The 24,401-nt window shown below is 75.4% G+C and carries 2 protein-coding genes; both read right to left on the bottom strand.

Annotated features, from left to right (window positions below; genetic code table 11):
* Positions 1–188 precede the first annotated feature (188 nt).
* Positions 189–404 carry an MbtH family protein gene (locus ACGF0D_RS09995; protein WP_392878922.1) on the bottom strand — a complete coding sequence of 72 codons (216 nt, stop codon included), beginning with the start codon at positions 402–404 and terminating at the stop codon, positions 189–191.
* A 3-nt stretch (positions 405–407) separates the two neighbouring features.
* Complete coding sequence (locus ACGF0D_RS09990; protein WP_392914580.1) at positions 408–24,380, bottom strand: non-ribosomal peptide synthase/polyketide synthase; 23,973 nt, start codon at positions 24,378–24,380, stop codon at positions 408–410.
* Positions 24,381–24,401: the final 21 nt, after the last annotated feature.

Raw genomic sequence — 24,401 nt, 5'->3', positions numbered from 1 at the left:
GCGATGCGGGGTTTAGACGGGTTCGGGGGGGGGGGGGGCGGGGGGGGTGCCCTGGTCGGGGGGGTGGTCTGGGGGCGGGGGGTGGGGGGGGGGGGGGGGGGTGTGCTGGCCGGGGGGGGGGGGGGGGGGCGGGGGGGGGCCCGCGGTGTCGCGGGCCCCGTCCGTGGTGTCGGTGGTGGTCACGTCGGCTACCGCCGGGCGTCCATGGCCTCGGCCAGGCTCCTGGGCCGCATGTCGGTCCAGGACTTCTCGACGTACTCCAGGCAGGCCGCGTGGGTGTCCGGGCCGTGGGCGACGGTCCAGCCGGCCGGGACGTCCGCGAACTGCGGCCACAGCGAGTGCTGGTTCTCGTCGTTGACGAGCACGAGGAAGGTGCCGTCCTGGTCGTCGAAGGGGTTGGTCATGGGTCAGTCCTCCTGGTGGTGGGAAACGGTGGCGTCGCCGGTGACGTCGGCGATCCTGGCGGCCAGGACCGGTCCGATCTGGGCCAGCGAGCCGGGTTGGGTCATCCGGTTGTGCCGGGTGGTGACCTCGTGCGATTCGATCCGGCCGGTGACGTAGGGCTGCCAGATCCCCGGCCCGGCGTTGTCCTCGGCGCTCCGGTCGATCGTGGAGTTGAAGAGCAGCAGGTCCCCGTCGAACGTCCCGGGGACGAAGTCGACCGCCAGCTTCGCGTTGTTGATCATGATCTGGACGACCACCTCGACCTGCCGCTCGGTCAGGCCGGCCAGCGCGCTGCCCCGCCGGTTCAGCACCTCGGCGACCTCCGCGTAGGTGATCTCCCGGTCGCCCAGCTCGTCCGGGTCGACGTCGAGCACCCCGACGAGCACGTCCCGCTCGGTGGGCACCGGCACCTCCTCGAACTTCACGTCCTTCACCGGGTAGGCGTCGAGGATCGCCAGCAGCGCGGTCCGCTCGCCGCGCGACTGCAGCTCGCAGGCGAGCGCGTGGGCGATCAACCCGCCGGCGGACCAGCCGAGCAGCAGGTACGGGCCCTCCGGCTGGATCTTCCGGATGTGGTCGGCGTAGTCGGCCGCCATCTCCTCGTAGGACGTCGGCAGCGGTTCGGGCCGGCCGAGGCCGCGCGCCTGGATCGCGTAGACCGGGTGCTGCGGGCCGACGTGGTTCAGCAGCCCGCTGTACGACCAGCTGATGCCGCCGCCGGGGTGGACGCAGAACAGCGGCGTGCCCGTCCCGGTCGAGCGCAGCGGCAGCACCACGTCCAGCGCGTCGTCGGGATCGTTCATGACCAGGCGCTCGGTGAGCCCGGCCACGGTCGGCGCCTCGAACAGCATGCGCAGCCCCAGCTCCAGGCCGAGGGTCTCGCGGACCCGGGAGGCCAGCCGGGCGGCCAGCAGCGAGTGCCCGCCCAGGTCGAAGAAGTTGTCGTCGATGGACACCAGCTCCCGGCCGAGGACCTCGGCGAACAGGCCGCACAGCAGCTGCTCCTGCGGCGTCCGGGGGCCGCGGCCGGCGTCCGACGTCCCGTACTCGGGGGCGGGCAGGGCGGCCCGGTCGAGCTTGCCGTTGGCGGTCAGCGGCAGCGCGTCCACGGTGACGAACGCCGCCGGCACCATGTAGTCGGGCAGTTCGCGGCGCAGCCGGCCGGACAGCTCGACCGCCTCGGGCGCGCCCTCGGCGGCGGGCACCAGGTAGGCGACCAGCCGCTTGTCGCCGGGCCGGTCCTCGCGGGCGACCACGGCCGCCTGGGCGACGCCCGGGCAGCCCGCCAGGACGGCCTCGATCTCGCCGGGCTCGATCCGCAGACCGCGCAGCTTGACCTGGTGGTCGGCGCGTCCGGCGAACTCCAGGGTGCCCTCGGGCCGCCACCAGGCCAGGTCGCCGGTGCGGTACATCCGGCTCCCGGACGGCCCGTACGGGTCGGCGGTGAAGCGCTCCGCGGTGAGGCCGGGCCGGCCGTGGTAGCCGCGGGCGACGCCGACCCCCGCGAGGTACAGCTCGCCGACCATCCCCGCGGGCAGCGGCCGCAGGTGGTCGTCGAGCACGTAGGCGCGCATGTTGGCCATCGGGCCGCCGATCGGCACGGAGGCGGCCTGCTCGGGCAGGTCGCGGACCGGGTGGCAGGTGGCCAGGGTGGTGGCCTCGGTGGGGCCGTAACCGTTGACCACCTCGATGCCGGGGCAGGCCTCCAGCACCCGGGCGGCAGCGGCCGGGGAGACCACGTCGCCGCCGGTCCACACCTCGCGCACCCCGGCGAGCAGGCCGGGGCGCTCCTCAGCCACCAGCCGGAAGAGTCCGGCGGTGAGCCACAGTCCGGTCACCCCGTGGGTGCCGATGGTGTGCTGGAGCAGGTCGAGGTCGAGCTGCTCGGGCGGTGCGACCACGATCCGGCCGCCGTTGAGGAGTGGCACCCACAGCTCGTAGGTCGAGAGGTCGAAGGCCGTCGGGGAGTGCATCAGCACCCGCTCGTGTCCGCCGCCGCGCCATTCGGGGGTCAGCGCGTGGCCGACCACGTCGCGGTGGGTGACGGCCACGCCCTTCGGCCGCCCGGTCGAGCCCGAGGTGTACATGATGTACACCAACTGCTGTGGCTCACACGTGACTTCGACGTCGGACGGATCGGGTTCGGCGTCCACCAGAGCGGCCAGCACCTCCTCGGTGAGCACCAGGGCCGCGCCGCTCTCCCGCAGGATCAGTTCGATCCGGGACGCCGGGAAGCGCGAGTCCAGCGGCACGTAGGCGCCGCCCGCCCTGACGATCGCCAGGATGGCCGTGACCAGGTCCGCCGAGCGTTCCATCAGCACCGCGACGGGTGTCTCCCGCCGGACGCCCCGGCGGACCAGTGCCCGGGCGAGCCGGCTGGAGCGCCGGTCGAGCTCCCGGTAGGTCAGCTCGGTGCCGGCCGCCACGACGGCCACCGCGTCCGGGGTGGCCCGCACCTGGCGGGCGAACAACTCCGGCACCGCGGCCCGGGGCAGCTCGGCGGCCGTGTCGTTGAACCCGTGCAGCAGCCGGTGGCGTTCCGCCTCGGAGAGGAGGTCGATCCGGCCGATCGGCCGGTCCGGGTCGGCGACCGCGGTACGCAACAGCCGGGCCAGGCGGTCGAACAGCAGCTCCACGGTGGGCGCGTCGAACAGGTCGGTGGCGTACTCCACCGCGCCGACCAGGCCGTCGGGGGCACCGTCCGGGCCGAACTGCTCGGCCAGACTGAAGGTCAGGTCGACCCGGGAGGTCCCGGTCGGCGCCTCCAGGTGGCCGGTCTCCAGCCCCGGCAGCGCGAACTCGCCCAGCGGCGCGTTCTGCAGGGCCAGCATGACCTGGAACAGCGGGTGGCGGGCCAGCGACCGCGCCGGGTTGACCACCTCGACCAGGTACTCGAACGGCACGTCCTGGTGGTCGTACGCGGTGAGCGCCTTCTGCCGCACCCGGCCGAGCAGTTCGGCGAATCCGGGGTCGCCGCCGGTGTCGGTGCGCAGCACCAGGGTGTTGACGAAGAAGCCGACGAGCTCGTCCAGTGCCTGGTCGGTGCGGCCGGCGATCGGGCTGCCGATCGGGATGTCGGTGCCGGCGCCGAGCCGGGTGAGCAGCGCGGCGAGGCCGGCCTGGAGCACCATGAACATGCTGGCGCCGCGCTCGGTGGCGAGGTCCCGCAGGGCCTGGTGCAGTTCGGCGTCCAGCCGGACCGCGACCCGGTCGCCCAGCTGGGAGGCCACCGGCGGGCGGGGCCGGTCGGCGGGCAGCTGGAGCTGCTCCGGCATTCCCGTCAACTCGTCCTTCCAGTAGGCCAGTTGCCGGGCGAACAGGCTGTCCGGGTCGGCGGCGTCGCCGAGCAGGTCGCGCTGCCAGCCGGTGTAGTCGGCGTACTGCACCGCCAGCGTGGTCCACCGCGGCTCCTCGCCCCGGCAGCGGGCCGCGTAGGCGGCGGCCAGGTCGGCGGAGAGCGGGCCCATCGACCAGCCGTCGGCGGCGATGTGGTGCACCACGACCAGCAGCGCGTGCCGGTCGGGCGCGAGCGCGTACAGCTCCGCCCGCAGGGGCGGCTCCGCGGCCAGGTCGAAGCCGCGCCGGGCCGTCTGCGCCAGCCGTTCGGCCAGGCGGCCCTCGTCGAGCTCGACCAGCGGCAGCTCGGGGTACGCGTCCGCGGCGCTCAGCACGACCTGGTACGGCACGCCGTCCGTCTCGCGGAAGACCGTCCGCAGGCTCTCGTGCCGGGCGACCACGTCCGCGAGCGCGGCGTGCAGGGCCGGCGGGTCGAGGTCGCCGGTCAGGCGCAGCGCGAGCGGCATGTTGTAGGTGGCGCTCGGCCCGTCCATCCGGTGCAGGAACCACAGCCGGCGCTGGGCGAAGGACAGCGGCACGTGCTCGGGGCGGGACTGGGCGGTCAGCGCGGGCCGCGCCGTTCCGGAGCCGTCCAGGCGGGCCGCCAGGGCGGCCACGGTCGGGGTCTCGAAGAGCGTGCGGACCTCCAGTTCCGCGCCGAGGGTCGCCCGGACCCGGGAGGCCAGCCGGGTCGCCAGCAGGGAGTGGCCGCCCAGGTCGAAGAAGCTGTCCTCGACCCCGACCTGCGCCAGGCCGAGCACCTCGGCGAACAGCTCGGCGAGGAGCTGTTCCTGCGGGGTGCGCGGCGCCCGCCCGGCCACGGCCGGGCCGAGGTCGGGGGCGGGCAGGGCACGGCGGTCGAGCTTGCCGCTGGCGGTCAGCGGCAGCGCGTCCAGCGCCACGAACGCCGAGGGGACCAGGTAGTCGGGCAGCCGGCCCCGCAGCCAGTCGCGGAGTTCGCCGATGAGGGCGCCGGTGCCCCGGCTGCCGGTCGGGCGGTTGGTCAGCGAGGACAGCGCGGTGCCGCCGCTGCGCACCGGCCGGTAGGCCTCGACGGGTGCGTCCGCCGGCCCGTCGGTGGAGGCGGTGGAGCCGGTGAAGAGCGCGTCGAGGGCTTCGGGCGCGTCGGCCGACCAGGTGAGGTCCACCCGGCGGCCGAGCTCCCCACCGAGGGCGTGGAAGTCCTCCGGGTCGGGCAGGTCGGCGCCGTCCGGGCCGTGCAGCCGCTCCAGCAGCCCGGCGAGTGTGCCGTCGCCGTCGCGCACCGCCCGGGCCAGCTCGGCCTCGCGCGCGACGCGGCGGTTCGGGATCCCGGTAAAGCGCACCGGGCCAGTGCCCGGTCGCCCGAGCAGTTCGCGCAGCTCCGCCAGGCCGGCGACGTCCCGGCCCCAGGCCAGGTCCAGCGGCCGGACGGGTACGGCGGGCCGCTTGTGCAGCGTCACGTCGTAGCGGTAGCGGCTCAGTTCGTTGTGGTGGCGGCCGCGCTTGACCTCCACGGCCACCGCGCCGATGTCCGTGCCGTGCTCCGCGCCACGCTCCCGCAGGACGGTGAAGAAGTCCGGGTCGACCAGGAGTTCCTTCTCGACCCGCAGGGCCTGCTCCACCGCGCGGCGCACGGCCGCGAGGTCGGCGCCGTCCCCGGCCCGGTGCAGCTGGACGGCCGTGGCCAGCGGGCGCAGCAGCCTCAGGTTGCGGACGTCACCGATGAACAGCGCGCCACCGGGGGCGAGCAGCGCCGTCAGCTTCCCGATCACGTCGGCGAGGTACTCGGCGGACGGGAAGTACTGCACCACCGAGTTGATCACGATGGTGTCGAACGCCCCGGCCGGCAGCCCGTCGGTGTCGTGTGCCGGGCGGGTCCGGAGCACGACGCGCTCGGCCAGGTCCGGTCGGCGCGCCACCTGGGCGGCGAGCGCGTCGATCGCGGTGGCGGAGAAGTCGGTCGCCCAGTAGGTCTCACAGTGCGGGGCGATCCGGGAGAGCAGCAGGCCGGTGCCGACGCCGACCTCCAGGACCCGGCGGGGGCGCAGGGCCAGGATGCGGGAGACGGTCGCGTCGCGCCACTCCCGCATCTGCTCGACGGGGATCGGGGCGGCGTCGTAACTGCTGTTCCAGCCGACGAAGTTCTGGCCGAACGTGGCTTCCTCGGGGGTGATGGGCAGGGCGTCGTAGATGCCCCGCCACTCGTCCACGTGGTCGGCCTCGATGCCGCTGTCGCGGGCGGGTTCCTGGCGCGGGACGACGTAGCCGATGAGCCGGTCGTCCTGGGCGAGGACGGCGGCCCGGGCGACGGCGGGGTGCTCGGCCAGGGCCGACTCGACCTCGCCGGGCTCGACCCGGAAGCCGCGCACCTTCACCTGGTCGTCGGCCCGGCCGAGGTACTCCAGCTGGCTGTCGGCACGAAAGCGGACCACGTCACCGGTGCGGTACATCCTGGCGCCCGAGGGATCGAACGGGCAGGCGACGAACCGCCCGGCCGTGAGACCGGGCCGGTTCAGGTACCCGCGCGCCAGCCCGGCGCCGGCCACGTACAGCTCCCCCGGCACTCCCGGCGGCACCGGCCGCAGCCGCTCGTCCAGCACGTAGACGCGGGCGTTGGTGATCGGACGGCCGATCGGCGGCACGCCGGACGCCGGCGACAGCGGGTCGCTCATCGTCGCGCACACGGTCGTCTCGGTCGGACCGTACGCGTTGATCATCCGCCGGCCCGGCGCCCAGCGGTCCACCAGCTCCGGCGGGCAGGCCTCACCGGCCACCACCAGCGTGGACACCGCCACCGAGCACACCGGCAGGGCGGCCAGGACGGACGGCGGCACGGTCACATGGGTGACCGCCAGGCGCGGGTCGGTCAGCGCGGACACCGGCTCGGCCGCCGGGGGCAGCACCAGGGCCGCGCCGCGCAGCAGGGCGGTGAAGATCTCCGACACCGAGGCGTCGAAGCTGGGCGAGGCGAACTGGAGCACCCGGCTGCCGGGCTCGATCGCGAACCGCTCGATCTGGGCGGCCACCAGACTGGCCACACCGCCGTGGCCGACCACGACGCCCTTGGGGCGGCCGGTCGAACCGGAGGTGTAGATCACGTACGCCGGGTGCCGGACGTCGAGCGCGACCTCCGGGTCGGTGTCCGGCCAGTCCCCGCCCGAGACCATCGCCGGATCGTCGACCAGCAGCGCCGGACGGGCGTCGTCCAGCATGAACGCGATCCGCGCCGGCGGGTACGCCGGATCCACCGGCAGGTACGCCGCCCCGGCCTTCAGCACACCCAGGACGGCCACCACGGCCTCCACCGAGCGCGGCAGCGCCACCGCCACCAGCCGCTCCGGGCCGACACCGCGCGCGATCAGCGCATGCGCGAACCGGTTCGCCCGCGCGTTCAACTGATGATACGTCAGCTCGATCTCGCCATGGACGAGCGCGACCGCGTCCGGGGTCGCCGCGACCTGCGCGGCGAAGGCCCGCGGCACCGGGACGGCGTCCACCTCGCGGGCGGTCGCGTTGCCGCGCTCCAGCAGCCGGTGCCGCTCGTCGGCGCCGAGGAGGTCGATCCCCTCGATCGGCTGTTCCGGGTCGGCGGTGACCGCCTCCAGCAGCCTGGCCCACCGTGCGGCCAGGGTGGCGACCGTCGAGCGGTCGAACAGGTCGGTGGCGTACTCGACCGCGCCGACGATCCCGGCGGGGCTCCCGTCCGGGCCGAACTGCTCGACCAGGCTCACTCCGAGGTCGAACTTGGCGGTTCCGGTGGCCACCGCGTAGGTGGCGACGTCCAGCCCGGGCAGCGAGAACCGGCCCATCGGCGCGTTCTGCACGGCCAGGATCGTCTGGAACAGCGGGTGGTGGGACAGCGAGCGGGCGGGGTTCAGCACCTCCACCAGGTGCTCGAACGGCACGTCCTGGTGCGCGTACGCCGACAGCGCCGTCTCCCGCACCCGGCCCAGCAGCTCGGCGAAGCTCGGATCACCGCTGGTGTCGGTGCGCAGCACCAGCGTGTTCACGAAGAACCCGACCAGCTCGTCCAGCGCCTCGTCGGTACGACCCGCGATCGGGCTGCCGATCGGGATGTCCGTCCCCGCACCCAGCCGGGTGTACAGCGCCGCCAGCGCCGCCTGCAGCACCATGAACAGACTCGTCCCGGTGCGCCGCGCCAACTCCGTGAGGGCGGCGTGCAGTTCGGCGTCGAGCCGCAGGCCGACGTGGTCCCCGTGCCAGCCGGCGACGGCCGGCCGGGGCCGGTCGGTGGGCAGCGCGAGCAGCTCCGGGAGGTCGGACAACTGCCGCTTCCAGTAGCCGAGTTGCTCGGCGAACCGGCTCCGCGGGTCGGCGGCGTCGCCGAGCAGCTCGCGCTGCCACAGCGTGTAGTCGGCGTACTGCACCGGCAGCGGGGCCCACTGCGGCTCCTCACCCCGGCTGCGGGCCGCGTACACCTCGGCCAGGTCCCGGGCCAGCGGGCCGGTGGACCAGCCGTCGCCGGCGATGTGGTGCATGACCAGCAGCAGCACGTGCTCGTCGGCCTTGTCCGCGAGCGCGAACAGCCCGATCCTCAGCGGGGGTTCCGCCGCCAGGTCGAACGGCTGCCGGGCGAACTCGGCCAGCCGCTCGAAGAGTTCGGCCTCCGGCACCTCGGTCAGCCGTGCCCGGGGGCGGGCCGCGGCCGGGTCCAGGACGCGCTGGCAGGGGACGCCGTCGATCTCCGGGAAGACCGTCCGCAGGCTCTCGTGCCGGGCCACCACGTCGGCCAGCGCCTGGTCCAGCGCCGCCCGGTCCAGCGTCCCGGTCAGCTGGAGCGCCAGCGGGATGTGGTAGGTCGCGGCGGCGGCGTCCATGCGGTGCAGGAACCAGAGCCGGCGCTGTGCGAAGGACAGCGGCACCGCCTCCGGTCGCTCGTGCGGCGTCAGCGCCGGACGGGCGTGGCCGGCGCCGGTCAGCGCCTCGGCCAGGCCCGCCACGGTGGGCGCCTGGAAGAGCGCGCGCAGCCCCAGCTCCACGCCGAGCACCGAGCGCACCCGAGCGGCCAGTCGGGTGGCGAGCAGGGAGTGCCCGCCCAGGTCGAAGAAGTCATCGTCGACGCCGACCTCGGCCACGCCGAGCACCTCGGCGAACAGGCCGCACAGGATCTGCTCCTGCGGGGTGCGCGGCGCCCGGCCCGCCTCCGTGGTCGCGGCCTCCGGCGCGGGGAGCGCGGCGCGGTCCAGCTTCCCGTTCGGCGTCACCGGCAGCGCGTCCAGCACCACGAACGCCGACGGCACCAGATAGTCGGGCAGCCGCTCGCGCAGGTGCGCCGCCAGCTCCGCCGGCCGGACCGCCGCGCCGGGACGGGCCGCCACATAGCCGACGAGCCGGTCGTCCCCGGCCACGGCAGCGGCCTGGGCGACGGCGGGGTGGTCGGCCAGGGCGGCCTCGACCTCACCGAGTTCGACCCGGAAGCCGCGCACCTTCACCTGGTCGTCGGCGCGGCCGACGTACTCCAGCTCCCCGCCGGCACGGCGCCGCGCCAGGTCGCCGGTCCGGTACATGCGGTCGCCGTCCCCACCGAACGGGCAGGCGACGAACCGCCCGGCCGTCAGACCGGGCCGGTTGAGGTAGCCGCGCGCCAGCCCGGGGCCGGCGACGTACAGCTCCCCCGCCACCCCCGGCGGCACGAGACGCAGCCGCTCGTCCAGCACGTACGCCCGGAACTCCGCGACCGGCCCGCCGATCGGCGGCACGCCCGCCCCCGGCGACAGCGGCTCGCTCATCGTCGCGCACACCGTCGTCTCCGTCGGACCGTACGCGTTGATCATCCGCCGGCCCGGCGCCCATCGGGCGACCAGCTCCGGCGGGCAGGCCTCGCCCGCCACCACCAGGGTCGACGCGGTCACCGCGTCCTCCGGCAGCGCGGCCAGGGCCGAGGGCGGCAGGGTGACGTGGGTGACGTCCAGCCGGTGGTCCGTCAGGGCCTCCAGCGGGGCCTCGGCCGGGGCCAGGACGAGGGCGGCACCGGTCAGCAGGGCGCCGCACAGGTCCCAGAAGGAGGCGTCGAAGCCGGGCGAGGCGAACTGGAGCACCCGGCTGCCCGGCGCCACGCCGAGCCGCTCGGTCTGCGCCGCCACCAGGCCCGACACCCCGCTGTGGCTCACTGCCACGCCCTTGGGGCGGCCGGTCGAGCCCGAGGTGTAGATCACGTACGCCGGATGCCGGACGTCCACCACGACACCCGGGTCGGTGTCCGGCCAGTCCCCGCCCGAGACCATCGCCGGATCGTCGACCAGCAGCGCCGGACGGGCGTCGTCCAGCATGAACGCGATCCGCGCCGGCGGGTACGCCGGATCCACCGGCAGGTACGCCGCCCCGGCCTTCAGCACACCGAGGACGGCCACCATGGCCTCCATCGAGCGCGGCAGCGCCACCGCCACCAGCTGCTCCGGGCCGACGCCGCGCGCGATCAGCGCATGCGCGAACCGGTTCGCCCGCGCGCCCAGCTGACGGTACGTCAGCTCTGTGTCCCCGCAGACGAGCGCGACCGCGTCCGGCGTCGCCGCGACCTGCGCCGCGAACAGCTCCGGCAGGCTCGCCGCGGCCGCCTCGCCGTCGACGGCGGGCAGCAGCTCGCGCCGCTCCTCGGCGGACAGCAGGTCGATCCCGCCGATCGGCCGGTCCGGGGCGGCGGCGACGGCCGCCAGCAGCCTGGTCCACCGGGCCGCCAGCGCCTCGACCGTCGAGCGGTCGAACAGGTCGGTGCTGTACTCGACCGCCCCGCTGAGCCCGGCCGGCGCGCCGTCCGGCCCGTGCTCCTCCGCGAATCCGAAGGTCAGGTCGAGCCGCGCGGTCCCGGTGAGCACGGTCACCCCGGAGACCCGCAGGCCGGGGAGGTCGAAGTCGCCGCCCGGCGCGTTCTGCACGACCAGCCCGGTCTGGTACAGCGGGTGGTGGGACAGCGAGCGGGACGGGTTCAGCGCCTCGACCAGGTGCTCGAACGGCACGTCCTGGTGCGCGTACGCGGAAAGCGCCGTCTCCCGCACCCGACCCAGCAGTTCGGCGAACGACGGATCACCGCTGGTGTCCGTCCGCAGCACCAGCGTGTTGATGAAGAACCCGACCAGCTCGTCCAGCGCCTCGTCGGTACGACCCGCGATCGGGCTGCCGATCGGGATGTCCGTCCCCGCACCCAGCCGGGTGTACAGCGCCGCCAGCGCCGCCTGCAGCACCATGAACAGGGTCGTGCCCGAGCGGCGCGCCAACCCCACCAGCGCGGTGTGCAGTTCGGCGTCGATCCGGAGTTCCAGCAGGTCGCCGCCGTACGACATGGTGGCCGGGCGCGCCCGGTCGGCGGGCAGCCGCAGCTGCTCGGGCAGCCCCGCCAGCGCCTCGCGCCAGTAGCCGACCTGGCGGGCGAACACGCTGTCGGCGTCCTGCTCGTCGCCCAGGATCTCGTGCTGCCACAGGGTGTAGTCGCCGTACGTCACCGGCAGCGGCGGCCAGGTCGGCGCCCCGCCACCGTGCCGGGCGGTGTAGGCGGCGGCCAGGTCGCGGGCCAGCGGGCCCATGGACCAGCCGTCCCCGACGATGTGGTGCATCACCAGCAGCAGCACGTGCTCGTCGGTCCGGTCCGCCACCGCGAACAGCTCCGCCCGCAGCGGCACCTCGGAGGTGAGGTCGAAGCCGCGCACCGCAGCCTCGCGCAGCAGGGCGGGCAGTTCCGCCTCCCCGGCCGCGCGCACGGTCAGCGGGACGGCGGCCTCGGCGGCGTCCAGCACCCGCTGGTACGGGACTCCGGCGAGGTGCGGGAAGACGGTGCGCAGGGTCTCGTGTCGGGCCGCCACGTCCGCGAGCGCGGCGCTCAGCGCGGGCCGGTCGAGGTCGCCGGACAGCCGCAGGGCGAGCGGCATGTGGTAGGTGGCGCTCGGCGCGCCGAACTGCTGGAGGAACCAGAGCCGGCGCTGGGCGAAGGACAGCGGCATCGGGTCACGGCGGGGCCGGGGCACCAGGGCCTGCCGTGCGGTGCCGGCGTCGTGCAGCCCGGCCGCCAGTCCGGCAGGTGTCGGGGTCCGGAACAGGCTGCGCAGCTCCAGCTCGACCCCGAGGGTGGCGCGGACCCGTGAGACCAGCCGGGTGGCGAGCAGGGAGTGCCCGCCCAGGTCGAAGAAGTCCTCGTCGACCCCGGCCCGGGCCACTCCCAGCACCTCGGCGAACAGCCCGCACAGGATCTGCTCCTGCGGGGTGCGCGGCGCGCGGCCACCGGTCGTGCCGGTCGGCTCGGGCGCGGGCAGCGCGGCGCGGTCCAGCTTGCCGTTGGGCGTCAGCGGCAGCGCGTCCAGCAGCACGATCGCGGACGGCACCAGGTAGTCGGGCAGCCGCTCGCGCAGGTACGCCGCCAGCTCCGCCGCCGTCGCACCGGTCCCGGCCGGGGGGACGACGTACGCGACGATCCGGGTCTCGCCCGGCCGGTCCTCGCGGGCGAGCACGGCCGCCTGGGCGACGCCCGGGTGGGCCGTCAGCTCGGCCTCGATCTCGCCCGGTTCGATCCGGAAGCCGCGCACCTTCACCTGGTGGTCCACCCGGCCGGCGAACTCCAGTTCCCTGTCGGCGCGCCAGCGGGCCAGGTCGCCGGTGCGGTACATCAGCGCGCCCGCCGGGCCGTACGGGTCGGCGACGAACCTGCTCGCCGTCAGCCCCGGCCGGTTCAGGTAGCCGCGGGCCAGCCCCGCCCCCGCCAGGTAAAGCTCTCCCAGCACCCCGGGGGCGACCGGTCGCAGAGCCGAATCCAGCACGTACACCCGGCAGTTGGCGATCGGCCGGCCGATCGGCACCGGCAGCGGGCAGTCCGCCGGGTCGGCCGGCAGCGGGTAGGCGGTGATCACATGGGTCTCGGCGGGGCCGTAGTGGTTGTGCAGCACCCGGCCCGGGCGGCGGGCCCGGAAGCGGCGCACCGCACCGCCGAGCCGCATCGCCTCGCCGGCCTGGGCGACCAGCCGCAGGTCCGGCAGCTCCAGCCCGGCCTCCTCGGCGGCCTCGGCCAGCGCCTCGACCACCAGGTTGGGCGCGAAAAGCTCGCCCACCCGGTGCCGGTCCAGCCAGTGCGCGAACAGCTCGGCGCTGCGGCGCTGCTCCTCGGTCGGCACCACCAGGGTCTTGCCGTACAGCAGCGCGGAGAGCAGCTCCTGCACCGAGACGTCGAAGCTGATCGCGGTGAACTGCGCGGTGCGGGTGCCGGGTTCGCCGCCGACGGCCTCGTGGTGCCAGGCCAGCAGGTTCAGCAGCCCGCCGGCGGGCATCACCACGGCCTTGGGCCGGCCGGTGGAGCCGGAGGTGTAGATGACGTAGGCCGGGTGCCGGGCGTCCACGGCGACGGCCGGGTCGTGCTCCGGCCACTCCCCGGCCGGGGTGACGGCGGCGAGGTCGTCGAGCACCACGGCCGGGCGCGCGTCCTCCAGCATGTACGCGATGCGGGCGGCCGGGTAGTCCGGGTCGACCGGCAGGTACGCCGCACCGGTCTTCAGCACCGCGAGGACGGCGACCACCAGCTCGGCGGAGCGCGGCAGCCGCAGGGCGACGACCTGCTCCGGCCCGACCCCGCGGGCGATCAGCGCGTGCGCCAGGCGGTTGGCCCGGCGGTTCAGCTCGCGGTACGTCAGCACGGTGGACTCGAACACCACCGCCTCGGCCTCCGGGGTGGCCCGGACCCGCGCCTCGAACAGGGCCGGCAGCGTGGCGGCGGGGACCGGCCGGGCGGTGTCGTTGCGCGCGACCAGCAGCTCGTGCCGCTCCTCGGCGGTGAGCACGTCGATCCGGCTGAGCGGCCGGTCCGGCTCGGCGACCACGGCCGCCAGCAGCCGCAGCCACCGGGCGACCAGCGCCTCCACCGTGGCGTGGTCGAACAGGTCGGTGCTGTACTCGACCCGCCCGACGACGCCCTCGGCCGGCCCGCCGGTGCCGCCGCGCTCCAGCAGGTGGAAGCCGAGGTCGAACATCGTCGTCGGCGTCCGCACCGGGACGATCCCGGCGGCCAGACCGCTCAGCGCGAACTCGGTGCGAGGTGTGTTCTGCAGTGCGAGCAGCACCTGGAACAGCGGCTGGCGGGCGAGCGACCGGGACGGGTTGAGCGCCTCCACGACCTGCTCGAACGGCAGGTCCTGGTGGGCGTACGCGCCGAGCGCGCCCTCCCGGACCCGGCCCAGCAGCTCGGCGAAGGTCGGGTCGCCGCTGGTGTCGGTCCGCAGCACCAGGGTGTTGACGAAGAACCCGACGAGGTCGTCGAGCGCCTGGTCGGTCCGGCCGGCGATCAGGCTGCCGAGCGGGATGTCCGTGCCCGCGCCGAGCTTCTCCAGCAGCGAGGCCAGGGCGGCCTGCAGCACCATGTACACGCTGGCGCCGTGCTCCCGGCCCACCCGGACCAGCCCGGCGTGCAGCTCCGCGTCCAGTTCGACCGCGAGGTGGCCGCCGGAGTGGGAGGGGGTCGCGGGGCGGTGGCGGTCGGCGGGCAGCCGGATCTGCTCCGGCAGGTCCGCCAGCGTCCGCGTCCAGTAGTCCAGCTGACCGGCGAACAGGCTGTCCCGGTCGGCCGCCTCGCCGAGCAGCTCGCGCTGCCACAGGGTGTAGTCGGCGTACTGGACGGGCAGCGGCGCCCACCGCGGCTCCTCGCCCCGGCGGCGCGCCGCGTACGCGGTGGCCAGGTCGGCGGCCAGCGGGCCCAGCGACCAGCCGTCACCGGCGATGTGGTGGATCACCAGGAGCAGCACGTGCTCGTCGGTCCGGTCCGCCACCGCGAACAGCTCGGCGCGCAGCGGCGGTTCGGCCCCGAGGTCGAATCCCCGCGCCGCGACGGCCGCCAGCCGCCCCGGCAGCTCCGCCTCGCCGACCCGGGTGACGGGCAGCCGCGGCGGGGCGGCCGCGGCGTCCAGCACGTGCTGGTGGGGCACCCCGTCGGCCTGGGGGTAGACCGTGCGCAGGCTCTCGTGCCGGGCGACGACGTCGCCGAGCGCCGCGTGCAGGGCGGCCCGGTCGAGCTCGCCGGACAGCCGCCACGCCAGCGGCATGTTGTAGACCGAGCCGGCGTCCTCCAGCTGGTGCAGGAACCAGAGCCGCTGCTGCGCGAACGACAGCGGGACGGTGCCGGGCCGCTCGGCGCGGCGCAGCGCGGCCCGTGCCCGGCCGGCCCCGGCGAGCCCGGCGGCGAGCCCGGCCACCGTCGGGGTCTCGAACAGGGTGCGCAGCTCCAGCTCCACCCCGAGGGCCGCGCGCGCCCGGGCGACCAGCCTGGTCGCGAGCAGCGAGTGCCCGCCGAGGTCGAAGAAGTCCTCGTCGACCCCGACCCTTGCCACGCCCAGCACCTCGGCGAACAGCTCGGCGAGGACGTGCTCCTGCGGTGTGCGCGGGGCCCGGCCCGCCCGTGCCGCGGTGTACACGGGCTCGGGCAGGGCCCGCCGGTCCAGCTTGCCGCTGACCGTCAGCGGCAGGCTCTCCAGGAACACGAACGCGGCCGGGACCATGTAGTCCGGCAGCCGCTCGCGCAGGTGCGCCCGCAGCGCCTCCGGCTGGAGTTCCGCCCCGGCGACGGGCACCGGGTAGGCGACCAGGCGCCGGTCCTCCGCCCGGGCCTGTCGGACGAGCACGGCGGCCCGGGCGACCTGCGGGTGTTCCGCCAGGGCCGCCTCGATCTCGCCGAGTTCGATCCGGAAGCCGCGGACCTTGACCTGGTCGTCGGTGCGGCCGAGGAACTCCAGGTTCCCGTCCGCGTCCCAGCGCACCAGGTCCCCGGTGCGGTACATCCTGGACCCTGCCGGTCCGGACGGGTCCGCCACGAACCGTCCCGCGGTCAGCCCCGGCCGGTTCAGGTAGCCGCGCGCCAGCCCCGCGCCGGCGATGTACAGCTCGCCCGGCACGCCCGGGGGCACCGGCCGCAGCGCGGCGTCGAGCACGTGCAGCCGGACCCCGCCGAGCGGCCGGCCGATCACCGGGCGCGGGCTCGACTCCAGCGGCGCGGCCACCGAGTCCACCGTGCACTCGGACGGCCCGTAGTAGTTCAGGGCGAACACCCCGTCGGCCGCCCGCAGCCGCTCCCACAGCTGCTCCGGAACGGCCTCGCCGCCCAGTCCGACCATCGAGGGGCGCCACTGCGGGTGGTCCAACAGGCCGCGCTCGACGAGGACCTGGAGGTAGGACGGGGTTCCGCCGACGGTGGCAAGACCGGTCCGCGCGGCGTACTCGAGGTAGGCGTCCGGGTCGGTCCAGGTCGCCTCGTCCAGGACGTGCAGCTCGTGGCCGGCGAACAGGGCGAACAGCTGGTCGCAGGAGGCGTCGAAGGACACGGAGGTGGTCAGCCCCACCCGCATCCGCTCCCCCGTCCGGAAGACCAGCGGGCGCTGGTCGGCGAACAGGTTGGCCAGGCCGCCGTGCGTCGCCACCACGCCCTTGGGCCTGCCGGTGGAACCGGAGGTGTAGATGACGTACACGGGGTGGTTCGGGTCGACGGCCACCGCCGGGTCCGTCGCCGGGCCGCCCGCCACCAGGCGGGCCGTCTCCGGATCGTCGACCACCAGCCACCCGGCCGGACCGTCCGGGCCGTCCGGCAGCCGGCCCCGGAGGGCGGCGTCGGTCAGCCCCAGAACCGGCCGGGCGTCGTCGAGCATGTGCCCGATCCGCGCGGCCGGGTACTCCGGATCGACGGGGAGGTACGCGGCGCCGGTCTTCAGCACCGCGAGGATCGCCACCACCAGCTCGGCCGACCTCGGCAGCGCCACGGCCACCAGCCGCTCCGGCCCCGCCCCGCGCGCGATCAGCGCGTGCGCCAGCCGGTTCGCCCGGGCGTCCAGCTCCGCGTACGTCAGCGAGGCCTCCGGTGCCACCACGGCGACGGCGTCCGGGGTCGCCCGCACCTGGGCCCGGAACAGTTCCGGCAGGCTCGCGGTGTACGGCCGGGCCGCCGGGCCGGTGCCCAGCGCCGTGAGCTCGTCGTGCTCCTCGGCGGTGAGCAGGCCGATCCGGCTGAGCCGCCGCCCAGGGTCGGCGACCGCGGCGCGGAGCAGCCGCTCCCACCGCTCGATCATCGTCTCGACGGCGGCCGGGTCGTACAGGTCGGCGGCGTACTCGACGGACCCGTCGATCCCCTCGGGGGTGCCGTCCTCGGCGTGCCGCTCGGACATGGTGAGGATCAGGTCGAGCTTGGCGGTGGTCGACGCCGACGGCACGTCCTCGACCCGCAGCCCGGGCGGCGCGAAGTCGGCCCGGGGGGCGTTCTGCAGCACCAGCATGACCTGGAACAGCGGGTGGTGCGCCAGCGACCGGGCCGGGTTGAGGAGCTCGACCAGGTACTCGAACGGAAGGTCCTGGTGGGCGTACCCGGCCAGCGCGGTGTCCCGGACCCGGCCCAGCAGTTCGGCGAAGGTCGGGTCGCCCGAGGTGTCGGTGCGGAACACCAGGGTGTTGACGAAGTAGCCGACCAGCTCGTCCTGCGCCTGGTCGGTCCGGCCGGCGACCGGGCTGCCGACCGGGATGTCCTCGCCCGCGCCGAGCTTGCCCAGCAGCGCCGCCAGCCCGGCCTGGAGCACCATGAACAGACTGGTCCCGTGCGCGCGGGCGAGCTCGCGCAGGCCGCGGTGCAGCCCGGCGTCCAGCCCGGCGGGCACGGAACCGCCCCGGTGCGAGGAGACCGCCGGGCGGGGCCGGTCGGTGGGCAGCTGGATCCGCTCCGGCAGTTCCGCCAACTGTCGGGTCCAGTAGGCCGACTGGCGGGCGAACGGACTGTCCTGGTCGGTGGCGTCGCCCAGCAGCTCGTGCTGCCACAGGGTGTAGTCGACGTACTGGACCGGCAGCTCCTCCCAGCGGGGCTCCTCGCCCCGGCGGCGCGCCGCGTAGGCGGCGGTCAGGCCCTGCGCGAGCGGGCCCAGCGACCAGCCGTCACCGGCGATGTGGTGGAGCACCAGCTGGAACACGTGGTCGTCCGGTGCCAGCTCGAACAGCCCGGCCCGCAGCGGCACGTCGACCGCCAGGTCGAACGGGCGGTCCTTCGCCGCCGCCAGCGCGGCCGGCAGCCCGGCCTCGGTGGTCGGGCTCACGAGCAGCCGCGGGCGGGCCGCCGCGACGTCCAGCACCCGCTGGTGCGGCACGCCGTCCACCGCCGGGAAGACGGTGCGCAGGCTCTCGTGCCGGGCCACCACGTCCGCCACGGCGCCCTCCAGGGCCCGCCGGTCCAGCGCCCCGGACAGCCGCCAGGCGAGGGAGATGTGGTAGTTCGCGCCGGCGCCCTCCAGCTGGTGCAGGAACCACAGCCGCCGCTGGGCGAACGACAGCGGGATCGCCTCGGGGCGCTCGCGCCGCACCAGGGCGGCCTGCGCCGGTCCGGCCGCCACCAGGGCGGCGGCCAGGCCGGCCGGGGTCGGCGCCTCGAACAGGGTGCGCAGCGGCATCTCCACGCCGAGCGTGGCGCGGATCCGGGCGGCCAGGCGGGTGGCCAGCAGCGAGTGCCCACCGAGGTCGAAGAAGCCGTCCTCGACACCGGCCGACGCCACGCCGAGGACCTCGGCGAACAGCTCGCAGAGGATCTGCTCCTGCGGGGTGCGCGGCGCGCGGGAGGCGGCCGCCGGGGCGAGGTCGGGGGCGGGCAGGGCGCGGCGGTCGAGCTTGCCGTTGGCGGTCAGCGGCAGCGCGTCCAGCGGGACGAACGCGGACGGCACCAGGTACTCCGGCAGCCGCTCGGCCAGGTACCCGCGCAGCTCGGCCGGGCGCGGCGCGGCCGCGGCGGCCGGCACCAGGTAGGCGACCAGCCGGGTGTCGTCGGCGCGGTCCTGCCGGGCCAGCACGGCGACCTGGGCGACGCCGGGGTGCGCGGCGAGGGCCGCCTCGATCTCGCCGAGCTCGATGCGGAAGCCGCGGACCTTGACCTGCTGGTCGGCCCGGCCGACGTAGCGCAGGCTGTGGTCCGCCGCGCGGCGCACCACGTCGCCGCTGCGGTACATCCGGGAGCCGGCCGGCCCGAAGGGGTCGGCGAGGAACCGCCCGGCGGTCAGGCCGGGCCGGTTCAGGTAGCCGCGGGCCAGGCCGGGGCCCGCGACGTACAGCTCGCCCGCGACGCCCGGGGCGACCGGGCGCAGGCCGGCGTCGAGCACGTACGTCCGCAGGTCCGGTAGGGCCGTGCCGATCTGCCCGGCGGCGGCGCCGGAGCCGTCGAGGGCAGCGTGGGTGACGTGCACGGTGGTCTCGGTGATGCCGTACATGTTGACCAGCCGCGGCGCGTCCTGCGGGTGCCGCTCGTACCAGCTCGCCAGCCGGGCGTGCTCCAGCGCCTCGCCGCCGAACACCACGGTGCGCAGGGCGAGTTCGGGCCCCGCCTCCTGGTCCGCCCGCATCAGCTGGTAGAAGGCGGAGGGCGTCTGGTTGAGCACCGTCACCCGCTCGCGGGCGAGGAGTTCCAGGAACGCGTGGGGCGAGCGGCTGGTCTCGTGGTCGACGACCACCAGCCGGCCGCCGTGCAGCAGCGGGCCCCACAGCTCCCACACCGAGAAGTCGAAGGCGTAGGAGTGGAAGAGCGTCCAGACGTCCTCGGCGGAGAAGCCGAACAGCTCCTGGGTGGTGTCGAACAGCCGCACCACGTTCCGGTGCGGGACCACGACGCCCTTGGGGTTGCCGGTGGAGCCGGAGGTGTGGATGACGTAGGCCGCCTGGCCGGGGTCGACCGCGACCTTCGGGTCGGTGTCCGGCTGTCCGGCCAGGTCGGCGGTGTCCAGCGGCAGCCGGTCCACGCCGTCCGCCCCCGGCATCTCACCGGCCGCGCCGGTCGTCACCAGCAGCGCGGGCCGGCCGTCCTGGAGCAGGTAGGCGATCCGGGCGGCCGGGTAGTCCGGGTCCACCGGGAGGTACGCGCCGCCCGCCTTGAGCACGGCGAGCACCGCCACGACCTGCTCCGCCGAGCGCGGCAGGGCCAGTGCGACGAGCTGCTCCGGGCCCACCCCCCGGTCGATCAGGGCGTGCGCGAGCCGGTTCGCCCGGGCGTTCAACTCGCCGTAGGTCAGGGTGACTTCGCCGTCCGTGAGGGCGGCGGCGGCCGGGTTCGCCCGCACCTGCCGCTCGAACAGCGCGGTCAGGCCGAGTTCCGGCGGCTGCGTGCCCCGGTCGGTGCGGGCCGGGAGCAGCGCGCCGAGTTCCTCGGCGGACAGCACGTCGACCCGGCCGATCCGCCGGCCGGGGTCGGCCGCCACGGCGCGCAGCAGTCGCAGCCACCGCTCGACGATCCCGGCGGCGGTGGCCTCGTCGAAGAGGTCGGTGCTGTACTCCAGGACGCCCGAGAGCCCGTCGGGCTGTTCGGCCAGGACGAAGGTCAGGTCGCACTTGGCCGTCCCGGTGTGGACCAGGTCGGTGGCCACCCGCAGCCCCGGCAGGTCGAAGGTGCCGAGCGGCGCGTTCTGCAGGGCCAGCATGGTCTGGAACAGCGGGTGGTGCGCCAGTGTCCGGGTCGGGTTCAGCGCCTCCACCAGGTGCTCGAACGGCACGTCCTGGTGCGTGTACGCGGCGAGGGCGTCGGCGCGCACCCGCCCGAGCAGTTCGGTGAAGGACGGGTCTCCGGAGAGGTCGGTGCGCAGCACCAGGGTGTTGACGAAGAAGCCGACCAGGTCGTCCACGGCCTCGTCGGTGCGTCCGGCGATCGGGGTGCCGATCGGGACGTCGGTGCCCGCGCCGAGCTTGCCCAGCAGGGCGGCCAGCCCGGCCTGGAGCACCATGAAGAGGCTGGCCCCGCCGTGCCGGGCGAGCGCGCGCAGGCCCTGGTGCAGCTCGGCGTCGATCCGCACCGGCAGGTGGGCGCCCCGGTAGGACATCGCGGCCGGCCGGGGCCGGTCGAAGGGCAGCTCGACCTGCTCCGGGAGGTCCGCCAACTGTTCACGCCAGTAGGCGAGTTGGCTGTTCAGCAGGCTGTCCGGGTCGGCGCCGTCGCCGAGCAGCTCGCGCTGCCACAGGGCGTAGTCGGCGTACTGGACGGGCAGCGGCGACCACTGCGGCTTCGCGCCCTCCGCGCGGGCCGCGTAGGCGGTCGTCAGGTCCCACGAGAGCGGCCCCATCGACCAGCCGTCACCGGCGATGTGGTGCACCACCAGCAGCAGCACGTGCTCCTCGGCCGCCGTCCGGAAGAGTTCGGCGTGCAGCGGCGGTTCCCCGGCGAGGTCGAAGCCGTACCGGGCCGCCGCCGCCAGCCGCTCCGGCAGCTCGCGCTCGGCGGTCTCGGTCACCCGCAGCCGCGGCCGGGCCTCCTCCGGGTCCAGCACCCGCTGGCACGGCACGCCGTCCGCCGCCGGGAAGACGGTGCGCAGGCTCTCGTGCCGCTCGACCAGGTCCGCCAGGGCGGCCGCCAGGGCCCGCTGGTCGAGGCTTCCGGACAGCCGCAGGGCCAGCGGGATGTTGTACGTGGCGCTCTGGGCGGGTTCCATGCGGTGCAGGAACCACAGCCGCCGCTGCGCGTAGGACAGCGGTACGGTGTCCGGCCTCTCGCGCCGCCGCAGCGCCGGGCGCGCCCGGCCCGCGACGTCCACGGCCGCCGCCAGTTCCGCCACCGTCGGCGCGTCGAACAGGTCGCCGAGCCGCAGTTCCACGCCGAGGATCGAACGGGCCCGGGCGACCAGCCGGGTGGCGAGCAGGGAGTGCCCGCCGAGGTCGAAGAAGCTGTCGTCCAAGCCGGGTTCGGACACCCCGAGCACCTCGGCGAACAGCCCGGCGAGCAGGTACTCGGTCGCGGTGCGCGGAGCGCGGCCCCGGACGGCGGTGGTCTGCTCGGGCGCGGGGAGGGCCCGGCGGTCGAGCTTGCCGTTCGGGGTCAGCGGCAGCGCGTCCAGCAGCACGTACGCGGCCGGCACCATGTGCCGGGGGAGCCGGTCCCGCAGGTGGTCGCGCAGGACGGTGTCGGTCAGCGCGGCTCCGGGCTCCGGAACGGCGTAGGCGACCAGCCGGGGTTCCTCCTCGGTGCGCACCAGCACGGCGGCCCGGGCGACCAGCGGGTGCTCGGCGAGGACGGCCTCGATCTCGCCGAGTTCGACCCGGAAGCCGCGGACCTTCACCTGGTCGTCCGTGCGGCCGAGGAACTCCAGGTTCCCGTCCGCGTCCCAGCGCACCAGGTCCCCGGTGCGGTACATCCGGGAGCCGGCCGGCCCGAAGGGGTCGGCGACGAAGCGCCCGGCGGTCAGCCCCGGCCGGTTCAGGTAACCGCGCGCCAGCCCGGCGCCCGCGATGTACAGCTCACCCGCCGCGCCGGCGGGCAGCGGCCGCAACGCGCTGTCCAGTACGTGCAGCCGGGCGTTGGTGACCGGCCGCCCGATCACCGGGCTCGGGCTCGAACCCACCGGTGCCACCACCGAGTTGACGGTGCACTCGGACGGTCCGTAGAGGTTGAGGCAGCGCACCCCCTCCGCCGCCCGCAGCTGCTCCCAGAGCCGCTCCGGGACGGCCTCGCCGCCCGCCGCGACCACGGCCGGCCGCCGCCGCGGATCGCTCAGCAGCCCGTGCTCGACGAGCACCTGGAGGTAGGACGGGGTCGCCTCGACGAAGTCCAGCCCGCACCGCGCGGAGTAGGCGACGAAGGCGTCCGGGTCGGTCCAGGTCGCGTGCTCCAGGACGTGCAGCTCGTGGCCCCCGAACAGGGCGAGCAGCTGGTTCCAGGAGGCGTCGAAGGACACCGAGGTGGTCAGCGCCACCCGCAGCCGCTGCCGCTCCGCGAGCACCGGCGCGAGCTGCACCTGGCGGAGGTCGGTGAGCAGGTCGAGCAGGCCGCCGTGGGTCGGCAGCACGCCCTTGGGCCGCCCGGTGGAGCCGGAGGTGTAGATGACGTACGCCGGGTGGTCCGGGTCGACGGCCACCATCGGGTCGGTGTCCGACAGCCCGTCCAGGTCGGCGGCGTCGAGCACCAGCCGGTCGACGGGCCCGGCCTCCGGGAGCCGCCCCTCGCTGCGGGAGTCCGTGACCAGCAGGGCCGGCCGGGCGTCGTCGAGCAGGTAGGCGATCCGGGCGGCCGGGTACTCCGGGTCGACCGGGACGTACGCCGCGCCGGTCTTCAGCACCGCGAGGATCGCCACCACCAGCTCCGCGGAGCGTGGCAGGGCCACCGCGACCCGCCGCTCCGGCCCGGCTCCCCGCTCGATCAGGGCGTGCGCCAGCCGGTTGGCCCACCGGTCCAGCTCCGCGTACGTCAGCAAGATGTCGCCGCAGACCAGCGCGACCAGGTCCGGGGTGGCCCGCACGTGCTCCCGGAACAGCTCCGGCAGGCTCGTGGCCGGGGCCGGCGCGACCGGACCGGCGCCGAGCACCGCCAGTTCGCGCCGCTCCTCGGCGGTGAGCAGTTCGATCCGGCCCACCGGCTCGTCCGGGTCGCAGTCCGCGAGGGTGTCCAGCAGCGCGAGCAGCCGCTCCTGGTGGCCGGCGAGGTCCTCGTCGCCGTAGGCCTCCGGCGAGCCGTGCAGCCGCAGCAGCGGGGGGTTGCCGTCCCGGTAGTCGAAGACCCAGACGGCGAGGTCGGTGGTGGACCCGGACACGAAGTGGTGCACGTCGGCGGGGTGCCCGCCGAAGCTCGGCCGGGAGTTGAAGGCCATGATGTTGACGATCAGCGGGAACGCCGTGCCGATGCTGCCGGGTGCGCCGAGGTCGCGCAGCAGGTCCTCGCTGCGGTAGCGCTCGTGTGCGACGGCCGTCTCGACCTCCCGCGCCGCCTGGGCGACGAGCTCGCGCCACGGCAGGTCCGGCCGCACCGTCAGCCGCAGCGGCACCACGTTGGACATGGTGCCCGGCACCGCCGTCAGGTCGCGGTCGGCGCCCCGGCGCGCGGTGACGGGCATGGCGAGCACCACGTCCTGGTCGCCGGTCAGCCGGTGGGCGTAGAGCGCCGTCGCCGCGATCACCAGCCGGGACCACCGGACGCCGGAACGCCCGGCCGCCGCCCGCAGGGCGTCCGGGCGGCGCAGTTCCCGCTCCTCGGCCAGCCGGAGGGCGCGGTGCGGGTCGGTGGCGGAGGTGTCGGTGAGCCGGGTCGGGGCGGGCCGGTCGGCGAAGCGCCCGGTCCAGTGGGCGCGGTCGGCGGCGAAGTCGGCGGACGCGCGGTAGGCGGCGTCGCTGTCGACCAGGTCCCGTAGCGAGCCGAACGGGCACGGCGGCACGGCGCCGCCCTCGGCGAGCGCCGAGTACACCTCGCCGACCCGCTGCCGGAGCATGGAGCTGCTGATCGCGTCCAGCACGACGTGGTGGTAGTTCAGGTACCAGAGGAACTCCGTCGGCGACGCCTTGATCAGCGCGTGGCCGAACAGTGGGTCGCGGGCGAGGTCCAGCGGGCGCAAAAGGTCCCGCTCCATCCATGCCACGGCCGCCGCGCGGGGGTCCGGCTCCCCGCTGAGGTCGAGGTGCGCGGGCGCCCAGTCCCAGCTCTCCCGGAGGACCTGGCGCGGGCCCTCGCCGTCCTCGACGAAGGTCACGTGCAGGGCGTCGACCTCGTCGACGACCCGGCGCAGCGCGGTCTCGAAAAGGTCCCGGTCCACCGGTCCGTGGATCTCCAGGCACTCGCCGACGCGGTAGCCAGGGATCGGTGTCCGGGAGCGTTGCTCGGCGAGCCAGATCTCGCGCTGGGCCGCTGTCAGCGGCAGGACGTCGCCGTCGCGACGGGACATGGGGGTACCTCCAGAAGTGTG

Origin of the sequence: Kitasatospora sp. NPDC048298 (genome assembly GCF_043201465.1) — a bacterium.
GTDB lineage: Bacteria > Actinomycetota > Actinomycetes > Streptomycetales > Streptomycetaceae > Kitasatospora.
This window is presented reverse-complemented; position numbering and strand designations above follow the sequence as displayed.